A 19034-nucleotide genomic window follows, 5' to 3' on the forward strand; every position below is an offset into this window, starting at 1 on the left:
CTACAAACCGGAAGCGGGCCTTATTCGGCCGGTTCCATTTCCGGCGTCGTCGCCTTGGCAGATGCCATGCCGGGCTCTTCCGATGTGCCGCCGATCATGTCGCGCACCGATTTCTCGATCCGCTCTCCGATCTTCGCATCGACATTGCGCCAATATTCGAAGGCGCGGGTGAGCACCTTTTCGCTGACGCCGTCGGCCAGATGGCCCGAGACGTTGGAGACGAACCGGTCGCGCTGGGCATCGTCCATCACGTCGTTGATCAGCGCGGCGGCCTGGCTCCAGTCGTCGTCATCCTCGCGCAGGGTATAGGCTTGACGCACCATATCGCCATCGGCATACCAGGTCGCCTCGCCGCCCACTTCGGGCTGCGCGGCGGGGCCGCCATAGCTGTTCGGCGCATAGACCGGATCAACCGCGTTCTCGACGCGCATATGCCCGGCACGCGAGTAGCTATGCACTTCCGTCTTCGGCTTGTTGACGGGGATCTGCTTATAATTGACCCCCAGGCGCGCACGGTGCGCGTCTGAATAGGAGAAGCCGCGGGCGAGCAGCATCTTGTCTGGCGACAGGCCGATGCCCGGCACCATATTGTTCGGCTCGAACGCCAGCTGCTCGATCTGCGTATCCCAGTCGACCGGGTTTTCGTTCAGCGTCAGCTTGCCGACCTCGATCAGCGGATAATCGGAATGCGGCCAGGTCTTCGTCAGGTCGAACGGATTGATGCGATAGGTTTTCGCATCCTCGAACGGCATGATCTGGAACTTCAGCGTCCAGCTCGGCCCATTGCCCTCGGCAATCGCGTTGAACAAATCGCGGCGGTGATAGTCGCTGTCCTTGCCCGCCATCTCGACCGCCTCATCCTGCGTGAAATGCGCGTTGCCGCCTTCATCGCCCACATTGGTGTGGAAGTGCCACTTCACCCAGAACTTCTCGCCGTCTTCGTTGATCAGCATATAGGTGTGGCTGGAATAGCCATTCATCTCGCGCCAGTTCTTCGGCACGCCGCGATCTCCCATCAGATAGGTCACCTGATGCGCGCTTTCCGGGCTCAGCGTCCAAAAGTCCCACATCATGTCGTGATCGCGCAGGCCGTTGTCCGCACGGCGCTTCTGCGAGCGGATGAAGTGCTGGAACTTCAACGGATCGCGAATGAAGAAGATCGGCGTATTGTTGCCGACCATGTCGAAATTGCCGTCATCGGTGTAGAACTTCACCGAAAAGCCGCGCGGATCGCGCCAAGTGTCGGGGCTGCCCCGCTCGCCCGCCACGGTGGAGAAGCGCATGGCCGTTTCGGTCTTCGCACCTGGCTGCAAAAACTTGGCCTTGGTGTACTTCGAAACGTCATTGGTGACTTCGAAATGGCCGAACGCGCCCGAACCCTTGGCATGCGGCTGCCGCTCGGCAATCCGCTCGCGGTTGAAGTTCGCCATCTGCTCGATCAGGTAATGATCGTTGAGGACGATCGGGCCGTCCGGTCCCAGCGTCAGCGAATGCTCGTCGCTCTGCACCGGAATGCCGGCGTCGGTGGTGGTGGGGGGAACCTTGTTGGCCATGGCGCGGTCGCCTTTCTTACATATGGTGGGGTCTTTCTGCATACGTTTCGGCGACCGTTTCGGTTCCTCGAAAAGCTGCGGAAAACGGGCGCGTTTCGCATTGCTTCGCCGCCCCGGACCAAGCCGATTGCGCGGGCGGGCGCGGTCTGCCACATTATTGTTCGATGAGTTCTACGCTTTCCAAGATCGTCATGGTCATCGCGATCGCTTGCCTCGGCAATTACGGCCGCGAATGGGCGCGGCTGATGCTAGCGGAATTCCGGATCGCGAGCGAGGAAGGGCGACCGCTCTCCTTCGCCTTCCAGTGCCTGTGGCGCGCTCTGCGCGAAATGCCCAAGCATCAGGAAGGACGGCTTGCGCTGGGCCGTTACGGCGTGGCGCTTTTCCTGATGTTGCCGATCGCGGCGATCCTCACCGCCGGGGCGATCGGCGGATATCCCTTCATCAATCTGCCGGGCCTGCATCCGCACGCGGCGAGCGAATGGGCGCCGGGCGGGGTGAACGAAGGCAATCGCTTCGCGATGCAGACGCTCACCACCATGTTCGCCATTCTGGCAGCGCGCATGCTGATGGTGGCATGGCTCGTTACGGAGCGGAACTGGGCGCGGATCGGCAATCTGCAGCGCCTTGCCGCGGCGATCATCACGACGATCGCCATCTTCACCAGCGTGTTGATGCGCGAAGCGTTGAGCGCCGCTCTGCCCGCGCTGCTGCTGGGCCTGGAATTCGCAGTGGTCGCAACGCTGGCCCGCTGGCATGCCGCTACAGGCGGCAGGGCGCAAGATACGGAGGAGGAGCGGGAACCGGCCTACGAACAGGCGCGCGCATTCATTTCCGGCTGAGCGAAGCGCGTGAGGCGGCATCGGTGATCCGCTGATCTACAAAAGCAGGCCGCATCGACGATCCGGCCAACCAGCCCCCTTCCCCGCTTGACCGCGCGCAGCTACAGCATGGTGCATGTGGCGTCTTTACCAGTTCCCTCTCTGTCCCTTCTCCCGCAAGGTACGCCTGCATCTGGGCGAAAAGGGCGTGGGCTATGAGCTGGAGCGCGAAAATCCCTGGGCGCAGCGTGACGAATTTCTCGACATGAACCCCACCGGCCGCACGCCGGTGATCGAGGACGAAGAGCGCGGACTGGTGATCGCGGACAGCCGCGCGATCTGCGAATATTTCGAGGAAACTGTCGAAACCAACAAGATGATCAGCGGCAGTTCGGCCTATCGCGCCGAAATCCGCCGGCTGGTCGCCTGGTTCGACGAGCAGTTCTATGGCGATGTCACCGGCCCGCTAATGCACGAGCGGATGTACAAACGCCTTGTCCATCGCCAACCGCCCGATGCGCGCGTGCTGCGCGAGGCGATGAAGCTCGCCAACACGCATCTCGATTATATCGATTATCTGATCGATCATCGCAGTTGGCTCGCAGGATCGACGCTGAGCCTCGCCGATCTAGCCTGCGCCGCGCAGCTATCGGTCGCGGACTATCTGGGCGGGATCGACTGGAGCGGACACGAACAGACCAAGGGCTGGTACTCGATGTTCAAAAGCCGCCCCAGCTTCCGCCCGCTGCTGAGCGAACGCATGGAAGTGGTGAAACCACCTGCGCATTACGAAGAAGTGGATTTTTGACGCTTCGCAGGGTTCACCGCCCGATGCTTCTGCCGCGAAAACATCCCACGCCATTTTAACCCACGTCGCCCCGGACTTGACCCGGGGCCCAGCTTTTTTCTTTTACGTCGCTCATATAGCTGGACCCCGGGTCAAGCCCGGGGTGACGTAACAGGATTGTTCAAGCACCGCCGGAGCAATCTCTCCCTCCGGCTTGCGGGTCTTCACCCAGCCTTCACCGCCGCCAGGATATAGTTCAGCGTCTGATCGTCGCTGAGGTGCAGGCCCTGGCCCGGGCTGAAGGCAATGCCTTCGCGGTCGATCACGTCCAGTCCGGCGTCGGCCAGCAGCGTCTCGCATTCTTCGGGGGTGAGAAACTTGTACCAATCATGCGTCCCGCGCGGGATGCGGCCCAGGCGTTCGGCGCCCTCTACTAGTAGAAGCTTCGATGCGGGCGTGCGGTTGGGGGTGGAGAGGATGAGGAGCCCGCCCGGCGCGAGCTTGCCCGCCAGTTCGGCGGCAAAGCGCGCTGGATCGTCGACATGCTCGATCACCTCCAGACAGGTGACGAGATCGAACGGCCCCGCGTCCAGCGCCTCCACCGGGGTTGCCCGGTAATCGATATCGAGCCCGGCCCCGGCGGCATGCGCCTTGGCCGCGGCGATATTTTCCGGAGCGGCGTCGATCGCGGTCACCGCCGCGCCCAGCCGCGCCAGCGGTTCGGCGAGCAGCCCCGCTCCGCAGCCGACATCGAGGGCGCTGCGACCTTGAAGCGGCGTCCATTCGCATTTGTCGCAGGCAAAATGCCGGTCCACCTGCCGCCGGATATAGCGCAGGCGTACCGGGTTCAGCTTGTGCAGCATGGCGCTGGAGCCCTTGGGGTCCCACCAGTCGGCAGCCATCTTGCCGAAATGCGCGGCTTCGTCCGCATTGATCGTGGACGGCGAATTAGAGGGGGCGGACAGGGTTTCGACGCTTGAATTGCTCATTTTCGCTGCCTATCAGGTGCGCCGCTTGCCCCCAAGATAATTTCGCCGAACTCGTTTCTTTCGTAACTTTCCATCACGCCAAGGAGCAGACCGAACCGACATGGCCCGCATCGTGATGAAATTCGGCGGCACCTCCATGGCCGGGACGGAGCGCATTCGGCGCGTGGCGCAGATCGTCAAGCGCCAGGCCGAGGGCGGGCATGAAGTCGCCGTCGTGGTCTCCGCCATGGCCGGCGAAACAGACCGCTTGGTCCAGTTCTGCCGCGAGGCGAACCCGCTGTTCGATCCGGCGGAATATGATGTGGTGGTGGCCAGCGGCGAACAGGTCACCAGCGGCCTCCTCGCCATGACGCTACAGGCGATCGGCGCGAAGGCGCGCAGCTGGATGGGCTGGCAGCTGCCGCTGCGCACGGACCTGTCGCACAGCAAGGCGCGTATCGGATCGATCGTGCAGGACAATCTCATCGCCTCGATGCAGGCCGGCCAGATCGCCGTTATTCCCGGCTTTCAGGGCATGACCGATGAAGGGCGGCTCTCCACCCTCGGGCGCGGCGGTTCCGACACCAGCGCGGTGGCCGTGGCCGCGGCGATCAAGGCGGACCGCTGCGATATCTACACCGATGTCGACGGCGTCTACACCACCGATCCGCGCATCGTCAGCCGCGCGCAAAAGCTGAAGATGGTCACCTATGAAGAGATGCTGGAACTTGCCAGCGTCGGCGCCAAGGTTCTGCAGACCCGCTCCGTCGGGCTCGCGATGAAAGAGGGGGTGCGCGTACAGGTGCTCTCCAGCTTCGTGGAGGACGGTGCCCCGCCCGCAGACAGCCTGCCCGGAACGATGATCGTGAGCGACGAGGAACTCGCCGCCGCACAGGACAAGGACCCCAGCATGGAACGCCAGCTCATCACCGGCATCGCCCACGACAAGAACGAGGCGAAGATCACCCTCACCCGCGTTCCCGACGAACCCGGCGCGGTGGCGCGCATCTTCGGGCCGCTGGCGGATGCCAACATCAATGTGGACATGATCGTCCAGAATGTCGGGCGCGATCGCGGCGAGACCGACGTCACCTTCACCGCGCCGCGCAGCGACCTTGTCCGTTGTACCGAAATTCTGGAAAACCAGCGCGAGGCGATCGGCTACAACCGCATGATCACCGACAGCCGCATCGCCAAGATCTCGGTCGTGGGCGTCGGCATGCGCAGCCATGCCGGCATTGCGGCGGACATGTTCAAGGCGCTGTCCGACCGCAAGATCAACATTCAGGCGATCACCACCTCCGAAATCAAGGTCAGCGTTCTGATCGACGAGGACGAGACCGAACTGGCCGTGCGCGTGCTCCACACCGCCTACGGGCTGGACGCGGACTAGACACTCACTCGCTTTTGAGGGGAATGCCCCCTTCTCAGCTCCCCACCCGCTTGCGGGAGCGGCCCGGGGTGGGCATGGAAGATCCTTCAGATTCAGCGGCTCGCTTCGCTGACTTCCACCTTTAACCCCTCCCGCCAGCGGGAGGGGATCGAGCAGGACCACCATGACCCATCCCAACCTTCGCCGCCTGATGTCTCGCGGCACCGATTTCCTCGGCTGCGACTATGCCATTATGTGCGGCGCGATGAGCTGGGTGTCCGAACGCAATCTCGTTTCCGCCATCTCCAATGCGGGCGGCTTCGGCGTGATCGCCTGCGGCGCGATGACGCCGGACCTTCTCGACAAGGAAATCGCGGCGACCAAGGAGCGCACCGTCAAGCCGTTCGGCGTGAACCTGATCACCATGCATCCGGACCTGATGGAACTGATCGCAGTCTGCGGACGGCATGAGGTGACGCATATCGTGCTGGCGGGCGGCCTGCCGCCGCGCGGATCGATCGAGGCGATCCGCGAAACGGGCGCCAAAATCATCTGCTTCGCGCCCGCCATCGCACTCGCCAAGAAACTGGTGCGCACCGGCGTCGATGCGCTGGTGATCGAGGGCATGGAAGCGGGCGGCCATATCGGCCCGGTTTCCACCAGCGTTCTGGCGCAGGAAATCCTGCCCGAACTGGCCGATCAGCTTCCCATCTTCGTGGCCGGTGGCATCGGGCGCGGTCAGGCGATCGCCAGCTATCTGGAAATGGGCGCGGCGGGCGTGCAGCTCGGCACCCGCTTCGTCTGCGCCACCGAATCGATCGCGCATGAGAATTTCAAAAAGGCCTTCTTCCGCGCCTCCGCGCGCGATGCGGTGGCCAGCGTGCAGGTCGATCCGCGCCTGCCCGTCATTCCGGTGCGCGCCTTGAAGAACAAGGGCACCGAAGCCTTCACCGCCAAGCAGCGCGAAGTCGCCGCCGTGCTCGACGAGGAAAAGATCGAGATGAGCGAGGCGCAGCTTCAGATCGAGCATTATTGGGCCGGGGCCCTTCGCCGCGCGGTCATCGACGGCGATGTCGAGAACGGATCGCTGATGGCCGGCCAGTCGGTCGGCATGGTGAAGCAGGAAGAAAGCGCGGCCGAGATCATCAACGTGCTGGCGAACGAAGCGGAGAAGGCGCTGGCGCGATAGTTCACCCGCCTGCAATGGCCTGAAACCGTGAGTGCTGAGCTTGTCGAAGCACGGCTCTCGACTGAGAAACGCCGTTGGCCCGAGGGCCGTCTGCGACTCCGACAGGCTCAGGGCTACGGCTCTAACGGGTAAAGTTTGCGCGTTGGGCGAAAGCTGTCGGTCGCTGGTCGAGGCGCGCACTGGCTGTCTTGCAATCGCAACACAGCTTGGCGATACAGGCAGCATGACCGACGAACCCCAATCCGCTGCCGCCGAACCGCTCTGGGGTGAGGCTGAGGGGCTGACCGCGGTGGAGCCGAATTATCGCTGGGTGATGACCATCAACGCGGGCATTCTCGGTCTCATACTGCTCGTCGGCGTGGCCGTCGCGGATTTCGTGCTGGCCGAAAAACTCGGTTGGCAGCAGGGCAGCCTGCTCGGCCCGCTGGCGCTGATTATCCTCTATCTCGTCTTTGCCATTCCCGGGCGGCGCTGGCTGCGGCTGGGCTATGATCTGAGCGAGGACCGGCTGCGCGTGGCGCGCGGTTATCTGTGGCGCCGCGATACGATCGTACCGTTCGGACGCATCCAGCATATCGATGTCGATCAGGGTCTGATCGATCGCGGCTTCGATCTGGCGACGCTGATCGTCCACACCGCAGGCACGCATAACAGCACGGTAAGCCTGCCAGGCCTCGACGAAACCCGCGCCGCCGAAATGCGCGAGGCGATCCGCGCGCATATCAAGCGCGAGACGCTGTGAACGAGGCCGCGGCCCCGCCCCGCCCCTGGGGCGAAGAGCGTCCTGTGGGAAGGGATGCGGTGGTGGCCGCGGCAGCCGGAGAGCCGCAGCGCACGCATCCGCTCTCGATCGTCACCGGTTTCATCGCCGCCTTGCCGCAGGCGCTGTACGCCATTCCGGCCTTGCTGGTGGGCGGCGGAAAGGCGCTGCCTTTCCTGATCTTCATCATCCCCACAATCATCGCCTTGTCAGGTTTCGCGCGCTGGCTGACCTGGCGCCATTTCACCTATCGCATCGGCGAAGAGGAAATCCGGATCGATCAAGGCGTGGTCAGCCGCCAGAGCCGGTCCGTGCCGTTCGAGCGCATTCAGGATGTGGGGCTGGAACAGAAGCTTTTGCCCCGGCTGCTCGGCCTTGCCGCGGTCAAGATCGAGACCGGCGGCGGCAAGGGCGAGGATGCCGAACTGAGCTATCTGAAGCTGGCCGATGCCGAGGCGCTGCGCGACCTGATCCGCGATCGCAAGCACGGGGTCATTTCTGAAACGGACACTGCGGTGAAGGCCGCCGTCGAAGACGAAGCGCCGCCGCTCTTCGCGATGGATACGCGCCGCCTCATCATCGCTGGATTGTTCAATTTTTCGCTCGTCGTGATCGGCCTGACCTTTGCGTTTCTGACGCAGATTCAGGATTTTCTGCCCTTCGATCTGTACGATACGGAATTCTGGATGGGTGTCGCGGGCCGGGTGCATATCGAGGAAATCCGTACCATTGGCCTCGCCGCGCAAATCATGGCCGCCTTAGGCGGTGTTCTGATCCTGATCGCTGTCGGCATCTTGAGCGGTATCATACGCACGGTGCTGCGCGATTACGGGTTCCGGCTCAGCCGCGTGCCTGCGGGCTTCCGCCGCCAGCGCGGGCTTCTGACGCTCACCGATGTGGTACTGCCGCGTCACCGCGTTCAAGCGGCGCTGATCCTGAGCGGGCCGATCCGCCGCCATTTCGGTTGGCGCGAGTTGAAGTTTCAAAGCTTGGCGCAGGACAGCAAGGCGGGGAGCGACCACAGCGTCGCCCCCCTCGCCCACCCAGCCGAGCTAGAACCTATCTTGGCAGAAGCGGGGCTGGAAAACGCCGCCGACGCCGCCCGTTTTCACCGCGCAAAGCTCGGCCCGTTCCTGCTGAACTGGTCCATCCTGGCGCTCCTGATCGGGGGCGGGGCTACGGCGCTGCTGTTCATCGCACCGCTCGCCGCGCCAGTCGCCTATGCCATTGCGGGGTGGTTCCTGCTGCTCGCCTGGCTGCGCTGGCGCTATCATCGGCACGCGCTCGTCGGCGGCCAGCTTTATGTGCAGACCGGCTGGTGGCGCCAGCGCCTGACTCTGCTGCCTATGGTCAAGACGCAGAGCATCGATCTGGTGCGCAGCCCCGCGGATCGCCTGTTCGGCACGGCAGGGCTGGTCTTCGGCGTGGCCGGAGGATCGGCCAGCTTCCCGCTTCACCTGCGCGCGCTGCCCCTCGCCGACGCCGCAGCGCTGCGCGAGACGATCATGGCCGCGGTAACGCGCGTCGATTTTTCCGAAGTGAACGAGGCGTAACGCCCCGCCCACCCATCGATCCGCAAGCGCTTAATATAAGACCGTAGCCCTGAGCCGGTCGAAGGGCGCTTCTCCGTGTTGCGCTGCATCCGATAGACGCCCTTCGACAAGCTCAGGGCTTACGGTTTTCATCAGCATGCATTTCCAGATGCTGGCCATTCTCGAGGCTGCATCCTAGCATCCAACAAAAGACCAACAGGGAGACCCTTCATGCGCCCCGCTTTCGCATCGCTCGCCGCCATTGCGCTCGCCACCCTTTCGCCGTCCGTCGCCGCCCTTGCCGCTCCGCCAGCGCCGGAATCGCAGCCCAATCAGGATGCGGCGATCCTGCATGATGTGATGGACGAATTCTGGGCCTATGTGCTGGAGCGCAACCCAACGCTCGCCAGCTCGGTCGGCGTGGACGATTATGCCGGACAGGTCAGCGATTATTCGCTCGCCGAGATGGACCGGGAGGCAGCGCAAGCGAGCGCGTTTCTGAAGCGGCTCGATATGGTCCACCCCGATCGCCTGAATGAGGAAGATCGGGTGAACTACGCCATCCTTCAACGCATGCTGCGCGAGCAAGTGGAGGCCAATGCGTTCGGCCAGCGCACGGTGAACTTCACCAGCTATTCCAGCTGGCACCAGAATTTCGCCTCGCTTGCCAGCAATTCGCCCTTCGATACCAAAGCGGATTATCGCAGCTATATCGATCGCCTCGCCAAATTCCCGCAGATCAACGATCAGTCGATCGCGGTGGCGGATCAGGCGATCGCGGGCGGCTACACCCAGCCCTGCGTCACCCTGGTCGGTTATGAAGGCACGATCACGGGGCTCATCACCGAAGACCCCACGGAAAGCCGTTTCTACGAACCCTTCACCCGCCCGCGCCCGGCCACGATTACCGAGGCCGATTATGAGGCGCTGAAGCGTGAGGCGGCACAGGTGATCCAGCAGGAGGTGTTCCCAGCGCTCATCAAGGAGCGCGACTGGTACACGGAAAATTACGCCCCCAAATGCGCGCGCGATCCGGGCGTCTCCTCCCAGCCGGGCGGCGCGGACTATTACGCCTTCCGCATCCGCCAGATGACGACGACGGACATGACCGCGGACGAAATCCATCAGCTCGGCCTTAGCGAAGTCGCACGCATCCGGGCCGAGATGGAGAAGGTCGCGGCAAAGGCGGGCTATGACAGCCGCGAGGCGTTTATCGAGCATCTGCGCACCGATCCGTCTTATTATGCGAAGACGCCGGAAGAGCTGCTCGCCAAAAGCGCGCTGCAGGCGAAGAGCAATGACGGCAAGCTGCCCGGCCTGTTCGGCCGCCTGCCCCGCCTGCCCTACGGCCTGAAGGCGATCCCCGCCGAAACCGCGGAGGGCACCACCACCGCCTACTACGGCCCCGGATCGCCGGAAATCGGCGTGGCGGGCACCTATTTCGTGAACACGTCGAAGCTCGACCAGCGGCCCTTCTGGGAAATCCCGGCGCTGACATCGCATGAGGCGGTGCCCGGCCACCATTTGCAGATCGCACTGCAGCAGGAGCTGGAGATGCCGGAGTTTCGCAAGCAGCTCGCCTTCTTCACCGCCTTCGTGGAAGGCTGGGGGCTCTATTCGGAACGGCTCGGTATCGAGATGGGCATCTACGACACGCCGGAAAAGGATATGGGACGGCTGAGTTACGAAATGTGGCGCGCCTGCCGCCTCGTCGTCGACACCGGCATCCATTCCAAGGGGTGGTCCAAGGAGAAGGCCGTGGCCTTCATGACCGAGAACAGCGCGCTCAGCGCGGCGAATATCGATGCCGAGGTGAACCGCTATATCTCATGGCCGGGCCAGGCCCTCGCCTACAAGATCGGCGAACTGAAGATTCGCGAACTGCGCAAGCGGGCAGAGGACAAGCTGGGCGAAAATTTCGACATCCGCGGCTTCCACGATGTCGTGCTCGGCCAGGGCGCGGTGCCGCTGGATCTGCTCGAACGGCGCGTCGATGCATGGATTGCGGAAAAGGCGGGCTGAGCGGCCCGCCTTTCAACCAACACCCGTTCGCACTGAGCCTGTCGAAGTGCCGTTCTCACCTGGAGCGGAGCCCAGTGAGAAGAACAGGGCTTCGACAAGCTCAGCCCGAACGGATTTTAGTTAAATCTAAGGCTCAGCTCTGCGGTTCGGGCAGCGGCGTGGTTGCCACCGGATCGGCCTCGCTCTCGGGCACATCGTCCGCAGGCGTTTCGCCGGCAGCCGCTGCGGCCTGCGCCTTTTCACGCGCATCGCGGCGGGCCAGCTCTTCCTGCACCAGACGTTCGGTCTCGGCCGCTTCCTCGTCGATCCGCGCAAGGCGCTTTGCCCGCTCTTCCTGCACCAGCAGACCGGCCTGCATCTCGGCGCCGCCATTGCGCTCGGCATAAGCGCGCTGGATCAGCTGCTGCGTACAGCCGGTGACGCCACCCGGCCCCGTGGGCGTGCAGCTGCCGATGCCGCCCTGGCCGATCGTCTCGAGCGAACGCACCCGCTCGCTCCACGATTCATTCTCCGGGCTGTCGCTGGAGCGCAGCCCTTTGGGGATGCGATAGCGTTCGCTCTCGTCGAAGCGCTTGCAGACCACGATTTCGTCGGCGGTGCTGGGCGGGCAGGCATCGTCACCGTAAATGGCAAGCACCTGCACACGGTCTCCCGCATTGTCCTGAGCAGCGGCGGGGGTTGCGGCGGCAAGGGCGAAACCGCCGGCGGCCAGAGCGAAAGAGAGTTTTGCGAAGGTCATGTCCATCCTCATCCCAGCGGCCGCGTGAACGCTGCCTTAAATTCGTTTCGAAACCGCAATCGCCACGCGGCAACCCAGCCGGATCAATCCGCTCATCAACGGATAGCCCGGGGCGTCCTCCGCACCGGAGGCAAGCGCCGTGTCGCGATGTTCCAGCTCCTCTTCCCTGAAATCCGCGATCATGGCCGATAGTTCCGGGTCGCTATCGCCCAGCTCTTCCAGCTGCTCGCTATAATGCCGGTCGATCTCGGTCTCGACCGCGGCGGTGCAGGCCATCGCCGCCTGGGGGGAGATGGCGGCGGTCACCGCGCCCAGCGCAAAGCCTGCGCGGTCCCAGAACGGGCGCAGCGCCGTCGGGCGAACCCCGCGCTCTATCATCAGCCGGTCGAACTCGCTGCAATGCCGTTCCTCCTGCGCCGCCATATGCGCGATGGAGCGGGCCGCGGGCGAGCGATCGCCCATGACTGCCAGCTGACCGGCATAGATGCGCGTGGCCCCGAATTCGCCCGCCTGATCCACGCGGATCATGCTCTCGATCGATGCTTTTCGCGGCTGGCTCATGCGGGCCTCCTGCTGGCGTAAAAGAAGATGGCGGCAGCGCCGACCACCGAAATGAGGAAATTATATCCGGCCAGAGAGATGCCGAACAGCGACCATTGCACCTGATCGCAGCGCACGATGGGCGCCTTCATGATCGCGTCCAGAAAATCGCCACCGCCGCTCGCCTGAATAGTGGAGGAGCAGCTGGTGATGCCTTCCCACCAGCCATATTCCACCCCGGCATGAAAACCGCCGATAAGGCCGGAGATCAGGATGGCGAGGCCTGCCAGGATGACGCAGGCGCGCGCCGCGCCGCCCTTCACCGCGAACGCCAGCAATGCCAGCGCGAGCGCGGCGAAATGGGGGTAGCGCTGCCACCAACACATTTCGCACGGGTAGAGCCCATATACATATTGGCCGACATAGGCCCCGCCCAGCAGCGCCGCCGGGATCAGCAGCGCCAGCCAGCGCGCGGTAAACAGCGCCCGGGTTCGCCGCGCCGCCATGTCAGTTCGTCGCCGCCTTCTTCTTGGCCGGAGCGGTCTTGGCCGCCGCCGCGCCGAGCTGCCCGTTCTTGCCGAGGCGCCCGATCGTCTCCAGCGCATAATGGAGCTGGAAGTCCTCGATGCCCTGCGCCTTCAGCTCATCCGCGGTCATGGAGAAGCGCGGATCGTCCTTCTGGTCTTCCTCCAGCGCCTTGTCGTCGGCGGCCAGCTCGTTGATCAGATGGCGGCGCAGATCGGACTCGCGGATATTGGTGCGCGACGCATAATCAGGATCGCTCAGCTGCGGCACGCGGATATCGGGATCGATCCCGCCCTCCTGCACCGATCGGCCCGACGGCGTATAATAGCGAGCGGTGGTAAGCCGAAGCCCCGTATCGTTCGTCAGCGGCACGATGGTCTGCACCGATCCCTTGCCGAAGCTACGCTCGCCCATCACCAGCGCGCGGTGACGATCCTGAAGCGCGCCCGCCACGATTTCGGACGCCGACGCCGAACCCGCGTCGATCAGCACGATCACCGGCAGGCCGCTCGCGGCATCGCCGGGCTTGGCGAAGAATTTCAGCGTATCGGCCTGGCGACGGCCGCGCTGGGAGACGATCTCGCCATCGTTCAAGAAGTCGTCGGAGACGTTCACCGCCTCGTCCAGCAGCCCGCCGGGGTTCGAGCGCAGATCGAGGATATAGCCCAAGGGCTTGTGGCCCAGCTTCTGGTCGATCGCCTTCATCGCCGCGCGCACGTCCGCGCCCGCGCCGTCGGTGAAGGAGCTGATGGTGATGATGCCGACATCATCCTTCGTTTCCCACTTCACCGGCTCCAGATCGATGATCGCGCGGGTGATGGTAACGTCGAACGGCTTGTCGCGGCCCGGGCGGAAGATGGTGAGCGTGATATCCGTGCCCGGCTCGCCGCGCATCTGCTCCACCGCCTCGTCCAGCGTGCCGCCATAGATCAGCTTGCCGTTCAGATGGGTGATGAAGTCGCCCGCCTTGATCCCGGCCTTGTCGGCGGGGGTATCGGCGGTCGGCGCGATCACCTTGACCGCATCATCCTCCATGGTGACGGTAAGGCCGAGGCCCCCATACTCACCCTCGGTCTGCGTCATGAGGTCCGAATAAGCGCGCTCGTTCAGATAGGAGCTGTGCGGATCGAGGCTGGAGAGCATGCCGGAAATGGCGCCCTCGATCAGCTTGTCGTCATCCACATCGTCGACATAAAACGCCTTGATCCGCTGCATGACGCCGATCAGCTCGCTCATCTCCCGCGCGGACCCGGCGTCGACCTGCGACATGGCGGCGGTGGAGATGGGAAGCAGTGCGGCGGCTCCGGCCAGAGCGAGCGCGCGGAAAAGACGGGTGTTCATATCGGTGTGCAGGCCTTCGGGTGATGGGATGCAGGCATGGCACCGCTATAAGGCGATGCGCGCCCGCTTTCCAATCGCATTAAACACGCATGACTTTCATGGGCGTGAATAAGGGGCGAAGGCGAGGCCAGTTCGTTCTAGAAACCGTAGCCCTGAGCCTGTCGAAGGGCGCTTTTCGCAAGGGCGCTGCCGTCGAGAAACGTGCTTCGACAGGCTCAGCACTTGCGAATTTTTGCGACTGTGGAGGGAGGCTTTCACAGCATCGCCGCGACGTCCACCGGCTTGCCCTTGCGGCGCAGCTCCAGCGTCACAGGGCCACCCGCACTGCCGAGCGGTTCACCGGCGCGCACGACCGTGTCCTTGGCAACCGAGAGGCGCCCGAGGCCGGTGACGAGGCTGGTCCAGCCCGCGCCGTGATCGATAATCACGATATCGCCGAAGCTGCGGTAGCGCCCGGCATAGCGCACGGTGCCCGCCGCCGGGGCAACCACGGACGCGCCCGGGCTTGCTGCAATGGTGATACCCCGCTGGCGATAGCCCGAGGCGCTTTCCTCTCCGAAACCGTTCACGACCCTGCCCGCCACCGGCAAGCGATAGGCGGCTGAGCTTCGTTCGGGACTATCGCCGCGCGGCTTCACCGGCGGTGGCGGCAGATCTTGCAATACGGCCAGCACCTCGCCTGCCGCCCGGTCGCGTTCCTCGTTCGCCACGATATCGCGCGCCTCTTCACCCAGCGCCAGCGCGCGGGAGCGTTCACGCACCGCACCGCTCTGGAGTGCGGCGAGCGCGCGGCGTTCCGCCACCTCCGCCTCGGCCAGCGCCTGACGCCGTTCGGTGAGCGCGGCGCGTGCGCCCGCCAGATCGTCCAGTTCGGCGCGTTCGGCGGCGCGAAGCTTCTCCACCCGGCGGATCGCGGCGCGCGTTTCGGCGGTCCGTGCCTCGATGCGCGGGACGGTGCTGTCCAGAATCGCGCGGACATGAACCAGATCCTTGGTCGATCCGGGGCGCAGCAATGCAAAGGCAGGCGGCTGGCGCGAAAAGCGTTCCAGAGCGCCGGTCAGCCGCATCAACGGTGCGCGGGCGATGGCAAGCGCGCGCTCTTCCTCCGCCAGCCGTCCGCCGATGATGGCAAGCGCCGCGCGGGCTTCTGCGATCCGCGCTTCCTGCGCGGCGATATCGCGCTCCAGCGCCTTGCGCCGGGCGGCGGTTCCGCGCACGGCGCGCTCCGCTTCCTCGGCCTTCACCCGAAGCGCCTCGCTGCGCTCCTCCGCCGCCGCGGCATCATTCTGCGCGTCCGCCACCGTGCGCTGCGCCGCGGGGCCAGCCGCGGCCAGCAGCGGCAGTAGAGCGAGGATGGGAAGGGCTTGGCGCATCGCGTTACCCTTCGCGATGATAGGGGTGGCCTGCAAGGATCGATGTGGCGCGATAAAGTTGTTCGGCCAGCATGGCGCGGGCCAGCATGTGCGGCCAGGTGGCGCGGCCGAAGCTGAACAGCAGGTCCGCTTCCGCCCGCTGGGCATCGTCAAATCCGTCGGCCGCACCAATCAGGAAGCGCGCCTCGCGCACCCCGTCGTCGCGCCAGCCGCCCAGCATGTCGGCAAATTCCATGGAATTGAGGGTGCGGCCCGTCTCGTCCAGAAGGATGGTGCGCTGCTGCGCCGCGGGCTCGGGCACTTTCCCGCCGCGATCGGGCAACTCGGTCAGCTTTGTGGGCCACTGGATGCGCTTCACATAGCGCTCGACCAGCTCCGCCTCGGGCGAGCGCCCGATCTTGCCGCGTGCAACGATGTGAAGCAGCACGCGGCCCCTCCCCGATTCAGTCTTCCGCGCGCGGCGCGGTTGCCGTCAGGCGTTCGCGGTTTCTCCGCCCTCGAACGCCCACATCCGCTCCAGATTGTAGAAGCTGCGCACTTCGGGGCGGAACAGGTGGACGATCACATCGTCGGCATCCAGCAACACCCAATCGGCATTGGGAAGCCCCTCGATCCGCGCGCGGCCGCCAGAATGCTTGATCTTCTCGGCCAGCTTTTGCGCCATCGAGGCGACCTGCCGCGTGGAACGGCCGCTGGCGATGACCATATGATCGGCGATCGAGCTTTTGCCCTTCAGATCGATCGAGACGACTTCCTGCGCCTGATCGTCGTCGAGCGAAGCCAGTACGATATCGAGCAGCCCGTGTCCCGTCGGGATGGGGGCGGTTGGCGCCGTGGGGCGGCCCGGCGCAGGCGTGACGTTTCCGGTCAATTCGACTCCTCGGTGTGTTGAACGGACGAACTCGCGTTCGGCGATTTCCCATTTGCGGGGCCATCGCCGTCCGTCAGAAATTCGCGATACCAGTCGGGATCGGCCATGCGGATGGCGGTGGCCGAGCGGGGATCGGGACGAAAGCGCAGTAACACGAGCGCCGGCGTACTCCAGTCCGTCCAGTTTCTTCGCCGGTCCGGGCGATGGACGAACCGCCGGAACCAGGCCATTGCGGGTGACGCAAGGGCATCCTCCATATAGCCCGGACGGGCAATGACCGCAATCGGCATCGTCCGCGCGATCCGGCGCCAGTCCCGCCAGCGGTGAAATTGCGCCAGATTGTCCGCCCCCATCACCCAGATGAAGCGGTGCTTCGGATAGCGCCGTTTCAGCGCGCGCAGCGTATCGACGGTGTAGCGCGTGCCCATCCGCCGCTCGATATCGCTGGCGACGATACGTGATCGGCGGGCCTGGCGCTGCGCAGACCCCAGCCGTGCTTTATACGGGGCCATACCCTTTCTGGGCTTCAGCACATTGCCGGGCGAAACGAGCCACCACATCGCGTCCAGCCCCAGCGCGTCGATCGCGAACAGGCTGATAGAACGATGCCCGCCATGCGCCGGATTGAACGATCCGCCAAGCAGCCCGACGCGGCTCACGCCGCGCACCCGAAACGAATCGAACAGGACGGGAACAAAGCACGATTCAAGCCACGACCGGCCCATCTATTGAGCTGATGCATATCAAGGTTCCCTCTAAAATAGGTCATTTCATCGCACCGTCGCCTCGACTCGTCCGTATTTCAGCGGACATTGATTCGCATTCGATGGATCGCGCCGCTAACTCCGGACCCGAAACGAACAAAGGGTGGGTCTCTTGAGCTTTCAAGCGAAGGCAGCCGGTTTACGCAACCGGCTGACGGAACTATTTGTCGATCGCGAATTCTTCATGCGCGCCCAGGGTGAGGTGCGCTTCATCAAGATCAGCGCGAAATTACAGAAGCGGCTGGCGACGCTTGGCGCGCTCGTGCTGATCGCGATGATCGCGATTTCCGGCGCGGCGCTGTTCGGCCTGATCGCCACGGGCATGGAGCAGAACCAGCTCGCCGCCAAGCAGCAACGCATCGCCACCGCGCAGGAACGCGTCGCGGCCTATCGCGGCTCGATCGACGAAGTGGCCAAGGATCTGGCGGCGCGGCAGGACAAGCTGGACCGCTTGTACGAAGGCCATTTCGGCCCGCTGAACGATGCGGCTGCGCCCGCGGCAGAGGTGGACGAAACCACCAAAAAAGTCAGCGCGATGATCCCCGAGGCCGCGCCGCTGGCCCGCCTTGAAGCGCGCCAGCTGGCCTTCGTTTCGCAGCTTTCCGGCCTTGCCGATCAGCGCTCCAAGCGCGCCGAGGCGGCCATCCGCAAGTTCGGTATCGATCCGCGCCGCTTCCTGAAATCGAACGAGGCGAGCGGTGGTCCGCTGATCAAGGCCGGCAACACCAAACAGGATTATGCCGATCCGCGCTTCGCCAGCCTGGCCGGCAAGCTGGGCCGCATGGACGCGCTGGAGCGCCTGCTCGCCGCCATCCCGACGTCCAAGCCCGCCGCGATCACCGCGATGACCAGCAATTTCGGCTTCCGCCACGATCCGTTCACCGGCGAAGGCGCGTTCCACAGCGGCATCGATTTCCGCGGCCCCAGCGGCACCCCGATCCTCGCCGCGTCGGAGGGCAAGGTGACTTTCGCGGGCGTCAAGGGCGGCTACGGCAACTGCATCGAAATCACGCACCGCGGCGGCATCGTCACCCGCTATGCCCACTTGCGCAAATTCACCGCGCATGTCGGCCAGACGGTCGATCGCGGCCAGCAGATCGCCCAGATGGGCTCCACCGGCCGCTCCACCGGCCCGCATCTGCATTTCGAGGTCCGCGTGAACGGCCGCGCCGTCAATCCCGCCAAATTCCTGGAGGCCAATCCGGATGTTTTCCAAGCCCAAGCAGACGCCCGAAACCGCACCGACGCCGATGCGTAACCGCGATGCCGCGGGCGGCCACGGCACCACCTTCTCGATCATCGGCGCGGACGTGCGTGTGAAAGGCGATATCGAGGCGAGCGTCGATCTTCATATCGACGGCCAGGTGGAAGGCGACGTGCACTCCGCCGCGCTCGTGCAAGGCGCGGGCAGTCTGATCACCGGCGGCGTGGTGGCGCAAAGCGCCAAGCTGGGCGGCCGCGTGGAAGGCTCGATCGACGCGGTCGACCTCGTCATCGAAGCGGGCGCGGAAATCCAGGGCGACGTGACCTACACCAACCTCACCGTCGCCAACGGCAGCAAGGTCGAAGGCGCCTTCCGCCACAAAAGCAGCGCGGGGGAAAAGCCCGCCAGCAATGTCGAACCGATCACGCCCGCAAAGGACATCGGCGCGCTGCGGGCGTAAATCGGTACGAGCCACCAACGCCCGCCCGATGGCCCATCGTCATTGCGAGAAGCGGAAGCTGACAAAGCCTGTCCTGAGCGACTGCTGCAAGCAGTCAGTCGAAGGGCAATCCAGAGCGCACACAGCGCTGCGCCGGCGCCGGATTGCCGCGCTCCGGGCTACGCCCTCCGCTCGCAATGACGCCGGTTCGGCGCGCCTCATGGCGCCTCAACC

At 64.5% G+C, this 19034-nt stretch carries 19 protein-coding genes; 9 read left to right on the top strand and 10 right to left on the bottom strand.

Features of this window, described 5'->3' with window-relative positions:
* Positions 1–20: 20 nt before the first annotated feature.
* Positions 21–1553 (bottom strand): catalase, encoded by a 1533-nt coding sequence (locus H7X45_RS07715; protein ID WP_187334340.1) that lies wholly within the window; start codon positions 1551–1553, stop codon positions 21–23.
* A gap of 164 nt (positions 1554–1717) precedes the next feature.
* Here H7X45_RS07715 and H7X45_RS07720 point away from each other — a divergent pair, with 164 nt between their 5' ends.
* The gene (locus tag H7X45_RS07720) at positions 1718–2395 is read left to right on the top strand and encodes a hypothetical protein (protein WP_187334341.1); all 678 of its coding nucleotides are present in this window, start codon (positions 1718–1720) and stop codon (positions 2393–2395) included.
* Positions 2396–2510: 115 nt separating this feature from the next.
* Positions 2511–3182, top strand: a complete 672-nt coding sequence (locus H7X45_RS07725; RefSeq protein WP_187334342.1) for a glutathione S-transferase family protein — start codon at positions 2511–2513, stop codon at positions 3180–3182.
* Between the two features lie 203 nt (positions 3183–3385).
* Here H7X45_RS07725 and ubiG read toward each other — a convergent pair whose 3' ends face one another.
* The gene (gene ubiG, locus H7X45_RS07730) at positions 3386–4150 is read right to left on the bottom strand and encodes a bifunctional 2-polyprenyl-6-hydroxyphenol methylase/3-demethylubiquinol 3-O-methyltransferase UbiG (RefSeq protein ID WP_187334343.1); all 765 of its coding nucleotides are present in this window, start codon (positions 4148–4150) and stop codon (positions 3386–3388) included.
* Between the two features lie 100 nt (positions 4151–4250).
* Here ubiG and H7X45_RS07735 point away from each other — a divergent pair, with 100 nt between their 5' ends.
* The 5 genes from H7X45_RS07735 (at position 4251) to H7X45_RS07755 (ending at position 11004) form a co-directional block, all read left to right on the top strand.
* Positions 4251–5522 (top strand): aspartate kinase, encoded by a 1272-nt coding sequence (locus H7X45_RS07735; RefSeq protein ID WP_187334344.1) that lies wholly within the window; start codon positions 4251–4253, stop codon positions 5520–5522.
* 163 nt (positions 5523–5685) lie between these two features.
* Entirely contained in the window at positions 5686–6690 is a 1005-nt protein-coding gene (locus H7X45_RS07740) for an NAD(P)H-dependent flavin oxidoreductase (RefSeq protein ID WP_187334345.1), read from the top strand.
* Positions 6691–6913: 223 nt separating this feature from the next.
* Positions 6914–7432 (top strand): PH domain-containing protein, encoded by a 519-nt coding sequence (locus H7X45_RS07745; protein ID WP_246449391.1) that lies wholly within the window; start codon positions 6914–6916, stop codon positions 7430–7432.
* Positions 7433–7494: 62 nt separating this feature from the next.
* Positions 7495–9003: a PH domain-containing protein gene (locus H7X45_RS07750; protein ID WP_187334346.1), complete on the top strand. Its 1509-nt coding sequence runs from the start codon at positions 7495–7497 to the stop codon at positions 9001–9003.
* A 210-nt stretch (positions 9004–9213) separates the two neighbouring features.
* A complete protein-coding gene (locus H7X45_RS07755) occupies positions 9214–11004 on the top strand; it encodes a DUF885 domain-containing protein (protein ID WP_187334347.1) in 1791 nt (596 codons plus the stop codon).
* 133 nt (positions 11005–11137) lie between these two features.
* Here H7X45_RS07755 and H7X45_RS07760 read toward each other — a convergent pair whose 3' ends face one another.
* From H7X45_RS07760 to H7X45_RS07795, 8 genes are all read right to left on the bottom strand, one after another.
* Positions 11138–11743 carry a hypothetical protein gene (locus tag H7X45_RS07760; protein ID WP_187334348.1) on the bottom strand — a complete coding sequence of 202 codons (606 nt, stop codon included), beginning with the start codon at positions 11741–11743 and terminating at the stop codon, positions 11138–11140.
* 36 nt (positions 11744–11779) lie between these two features.
* Positions 11780–12304 (bottom strand): demethoxyubiquinone hydroxylase family protein, encoded by a 525-nt coding sequence (locus H7X45_RS07765; protein WP_187334349.1) that lies wholly within the window; start codon positions 12302–12304, stop codon positions 11780–11782.
* Positions 12301–12789: a disulfide bond formation protein B gene (locus H7X45_RS07770; protein ID WP_187334350.1), complete on the bottom strand. Its 489-nt coding sequence runs from the start codon at positions 12787–12789 to the stop codon at positions 12301–12303. The genes H7X45_RS07765 and H7X45_RS07770 overlap by 4 nt, the downstream gene beginning before the upstream one ends.
* 1 nt (position 12790) lies before the next feature.
* Complete coding sequence (locus H7X45_RS07775) at positions 12791–14149, bottom strand: S41 family peptidase (RefSeq protein WP_187334351.1); 1359 nt, start codon at positions 14147–14149, stop codon at positions 12791–12793.
* Positions 14150–14403: 254 nt separating this feature from the next.
* A complete protein-coding gene (locus tag H7X45_RS07780; RefSeq protein WP_187334352.1) occupies positions 14404–15522 on the bottom strand; it encodes a murein hydrolase activator EnvC family protein in 1119 nt (372 codons plus the stop codon).
* Positions 15523–15526: 4 nt separating this feature from the next.
* Positions 15527–15949 carry a 23S rRNA (pseudouridine(1915)-N(3))-methyltransferase RlmH gene (locus H7X45_RS07785; protein WP_187334353.1) on the bottom strand — a complete coding sequence of 141 codons (423 nt, stop codon included), beginning with the start codon at positions 15947–15949 and terminating at the stop codon, positions 15527–15529.
* A 45-nt stretch (positions 15950–15994) separates the two neighbouring features.
* Positions 15995–16339, bottom strand: a complete 345-nt coding sequence (gene rsfS / locus H7X45_RS07790; RefSeq protein ID WP_246449852.1) for a ribosome silencing factor — start codon at positions 16337–16339, stop codon at positions 15995–15997.
* A gap of 50 nt (positions 16340–16389) precedes the next feature.
* Complete coding sequence (locus H7X45_RS07795) at positions 16390–17052, bottom strand: nicotinate-nucleotide adenylyltransferase (RefSeq protein WP_187334355.1); 663 nt, start codon at positions 17050–17052, stop codon at positions 16390–16392.
* Positions 17053–17269: 217 nt separating this feature from the next.
* Here H7X45_RS07795 and H7X45_RS07800 point away from each other — a divergent pair, with 217 nt between their 5' ends.
* Together H7X45_RS07800 and H7X45_RS07805 are read left to right on the top strand one after the other, a co-directional pair.
* Complete coding sequence (locus H7X45_RS07800) at positions 17270–18415, top strand: M23 family metallopeptidase (RefSeq protein ID WP_187334356.1); 1146 nt, start codon at positions 17270–17272, stop codon at positions 18413–18415.
* On the top strand, positions 18363–18821 hold the full coding sequence (locus H7X45_RS07805; RefSeq protein ID WP_246449392.1) for a bactofilin family protein: 459 nt from the start codon (positions 18363–18365) through the stop codon (positions 18819–18821). The genes H7X45_RS07800 and H7X45_RS07805 overlap by 53 nt, the downstream gene beginning before the upstream one ends.
* The last annotated feature ends 213 nt before the right edge of the window (positions 18822–19034 follow it).

The sequence above is a fragment of the Novosphingopyxis iocasae genome, from assembly GCF_014334095.1.
GTDB lineage: Bacteria > Pseudomonadota > Alphaproteobacteria > Sphingomonadales > Sphingomonadaceae > Novosphingopyxis > Novosphingopyxis iocasae.